2 protein-coding genes and 1 rRNA gene are annotated in these 3,635 nt (G+C 66.9%); all 3 read left to right on the top strand.

The window, feature by feature from the left end:
- Positions 1–82 (top strand): 5S ribosomal RNA (gene rrf / locus ACFXKG_RS41055); the annotation flags it as partial.
- Between the two features lie 170 nt (positions 83–252).
- On the top strand, positions 253–861 hold the full coding sequence (locus tag ACFXKG_RS41050; protein WP_382899067.1) for a CDP-alcohol phosphatidyltransferase family protein: 609 nt from the start codon (positions 253–255) through the stop codon (positions 859–861).
- 113 nt (positions 862–974) lie between these two features.
- Positions 975–3,470, top strand: a complete 2,496-nt coding sequence (locus ACFXKG_RS41045) for a mannose-1-phosphate guanyltransferase (protein ID WP_365820590.1) — start codon at positions 975–977, stop codon at positions 3,468–3,470.
- The last annotated feature ends 165 nt before the right edge of the window (positions 3,471–3,635 follow it).

Raw genomic sequence — 3,635 nt, 5'->3', positions numbered from 1 at the left:
CATTCCGAACCCGGAAGCTAAGCCTCACAGCGCCGATGGTACTGCAGGGGGGACCCTGTGGGAGAGTAGGACGCCGCCGAACAATTATTGTGGGATTGCCCCGCACCGTATGGTGCGGGGCATTTCTGCGTTCAGGGCCTTCTTGCGGACCCCCTTCAAAATCCCCCTTGCCAAGCCCCCTTGAGGGTGCCGGCCTGCCCTGAGGGTAAGGTCAGGAGGCATCGTTGGCTCGTTTCACACAGGAGGCCCCGGGTGGAGGTCCAGGAGACCCGCGTCCAGACGGACCGGGTGCTCACCATCCCCAACATCCTCAGCATGGCTCGCCTGGTCGGCGTACCGCTCTTCCTGTGGCTGATCCTTCGTCCGGAGTTCGGCGGGCCCAACAGTGACGGCTGGGCCTTGCTGGTGCTGATGCTGAGCGGTGTCAGCGACTATCTCGACGGAAAGCTCGCCCGCCGCTGGAACCAGATCAGCAGCCTCGGGCGGCTCCTCGATCCTGCCGCGGACCGGCTGTACATCCTTTCCACCCTGGTTGGCCTCACGTGGCGCGAGATTCTGCCACTGTGGCTCACTGCGGCTCTATTGGCCCGTGAGCTGATGCTTCTGGTGATGGTGGGAATCCTCCGCAGGCACGGCTACCCGCCTCCCCAGGTGAACTTCCTCGGGAAGGCAGCTACCTTCAACTTGATGTATGCCTTCCCCCTCCTGCTGCTCAGTGACGGAAGTGGATGGCTCGCGTCACTCGCCGAAGTTTTCGGATGGGCGTTCGCAGGATGGGGTACAACTCTCTACTGGTGGGCAGGAGTCCTGTATGTGGTCCAGGTCCGCCGGCTCGTCAGGGCGGACAACGTGGCCGATTGAGCTCGTCGATGTGGTGCCGTGCAATGTCGCCGGCCCGCAGCCTGACGCCATTGGGCCTCGTTCCAGACGGGTGAAGTCGGCGAGACCGTCTCTTCAAGGAGGACGCTTCCGACATGAAGGCCGTCGTGATGGCCGGTGGCGAAGGTACTCGACTTCGCCCCATGACCTCAAGCATGCCCAAGCCGCTCCTGCCGGTTGTGAACCGGCCGATCATGGAGCATGTGCTGCGGTTGCTCAAGCGCCATGGGCTCAGCGAGACCGTCGTAACCGTGCAATTCCTCGCCTCCCTCGTCAAGAACTACTTCGGCGACGGGGAAGAACTGGGCATGGAGCTCAGCTATGCGAACGAGGAGAAGCCGCTCGGCACCGCAGGGAGCGTGAAGAACGCCGAGGAGGCGCTGAAGGACGACGCGTTTCTCGTCATTTCCGGTGACGCTCTCACCGATTTCGATCTGACGGACCTCATCTCCTTCCACAAGGAGAAAGGCGCACTCGTGACGGTGTGCCTGACCCGGGTACCGAATCCGCTGGAATTCGGCATCACGATCGTGGACGAGGCGGGAAAGGTCGAGCGCTTCCTGGAGAAGCCCACCTGGGGCCAGGTCTTCTCCGACACCGTGAACACGGGCATCTACGTGATGGAGCCCGAAGTCTTCGACTACGTCGAGGCCGATGTCTCGGTCGACTGGTCCGGCGATGTCTTCCCTCAGCTCATGAAGGAGGGCAAGCCGATCTACGGCTATATCGCCGAGGGTTACTGGGAGGACGTCGGCACTCACGAGAGCTACGTCAAGGCACAGGCCGACGTGCTCGAAGGCAAGGTCGACGTCGACATCGACGGTTTCGAGATCTCCCCGGGCGTCTGGGTCGCCGAAGGCGCCGAGGTACACCCCGACGCCGTGCTGCGCGGTCCGCTGTACATCGGTGACTACGCCAAGGTCGAGGCCGATGTCGAACTGCGCGAGCACACCGTCATCGGCTCCAACGTGGTCGTCAAGACCGGCGCCTTCCTCCACAAGGCCGTCGTCCACGACAACGTCTACATCGGCCAGCACAGCAACCTGCGCGGCTGTGTGATCGGCAAGAACACCGACATCATGCGGGCGGCCCGCATCGAGGACGGCGCGGTCATCGGCGACGAGTGCCTGGTCGGCGAAGAATCGATCATTCAGGGCAATGTGCGGGTCTACCCGTTCAAGACCATCGAAGCCGGCGCGTTCGTCAACACGTCGGTCATCTGGGAGTCCCGCGGACAGGCGAATCTCTTCGGCGCCCGCGGTGTTTCGGGCATCCTGAACGTCGAGATCACGCCAGAAGTCGTTGTCCGGCTGGCCGGCGCGTACGCGACCACGCTGAAGAAGGGTTCCACCGTCACTACGGCGCGTGACCACTCGCGTGGAGCCCGCGCTCTCAAGCGGGCCGTGATCTCCTCGCTCCAGTCCAGCGCCATCGACGTACGGGACCTGGAGAACGTCCCCCTGCCCGTCGCCCGGCAGCAGACCGGCCGTGGCAGCGCGGGCGGCATCATGATCCGTACGTCGCCCGGGGTGCCCGACTCCGTCGACATCATGTTCTTCGACGAGCGGGGCGCCGACCTCTCCCAGGCGGGTCAGCGCAAGCTCGACCGGGTCTACGCCCGCCAGGAGTACCGCCGCGCGTTCCCCGGCGAGATCGGGGATCTGCACTTCCCCGCCAGCGTCTTCGACTCGTACACCGGATCCTTGCTCCGCAACGTCGACACCACCGGGATCTCCGAGGCCGGACTCAAGGTCGTCGTCGACGCCTCCAACGGCAGCGCCGGGCTCGTGCTGCCCAGCCTGCTCGGCCGGCTTGGGGTCGACGCGCTGACCATCAACCCGGGGCTCGACGAGTCCCGGCCCACGGAAACGGCCGAATCACGCCGCCTGGGACTGGTCAGACTCGGCGAGATCGTCGCCTCCGCGCGGGCCGCCTTCGGGGTACGGTTCGACCCCGTCGGCGAGCGGCTGTCCCTGGTGGACGAGCGCGGCCGGATCATCGAGGACGACCGGGCCCTGCTGGTCCTGCTCGACCTGGTCGCCGCCGAGCGGCGCAGCGGGCGGGTGGCGCTCCCCGTGACCACCACGCGGATCGCCGAGCAGGTCGCCGCGTACCACGGCACACAGGTGGAGTGGACGACGACCTCGCCCGACGACCTGACCCGGGTCGGGCGCGAGGAGACCACGATCTTCGGTGGTGACGGCCGTGGCGCCTTCATCGTGCCGGAGTTCAGCAGCGTCCTCGACGGTACGGCGGCCTTCGTACGGCTCATCGGTCTGGTGGCCCGTACACAGCTCACCCTGAGCCAGATCGATGCGCGTATCCCGCGTGCCCATGTCCTGCGCAGGGATCTGGCGACCCCGTGGGCCGTCAAGGGCCTGGTGATGCGCAGCGTCGTGGAGGCGGCCGGTGAGCGCCAGGTGGACACCACCGACGGGGTGCGGGTGGTGGAGACCGACGGACGCTGGGTGATGGTGCTGCCCGACCCGGCCGAGGCCGTCACCCATCTGTGGGCGGAGGGGCCCGACGACGCGTCGGCCCAGGCGCTGCTCGACGAGTGGTCGTCCGTGGTGGACAGCGCAGGTCATTAGGGGCGGTCCGGGACGCTTCGGAGGCGTTCCGGAGAGGGGCCGGGGGGGGGGGGGGGGCCCCCCCCCCCCCCCCCGGGGGGGGGGGGAGGGGGGGGGGGGGCCACCCGGGGCGCAGTGTGGGCTTTGTCAGCACCCCCCCCACCCCCGCGCCCCCACAAACCCCCC

The sequence above is a fragment of the Streptomyces sp. NPDC059255 genome, from assembly GCF_042752355.1.
Classification (GTDB): Bacteria; Actinomycetota; Actinomycetes; order Streptomycetales; family Streptomycetaceae; genus Streptomyces.
The sequence above is the reverse complement of the archived record's forward strand: the minus strand, read 5'-3'. Positions and strand labels throughout refer to the sequence as shown.

Coding starts and splice junctions, on each gene's coding strand:
- ACFXKG_RS41045 (WP_365820590.1), top strand. CDS start 975: ATGAAGGCCGTCGTGATGGCCGGTGGCGAAGGTACTCGACTTCGCCCC.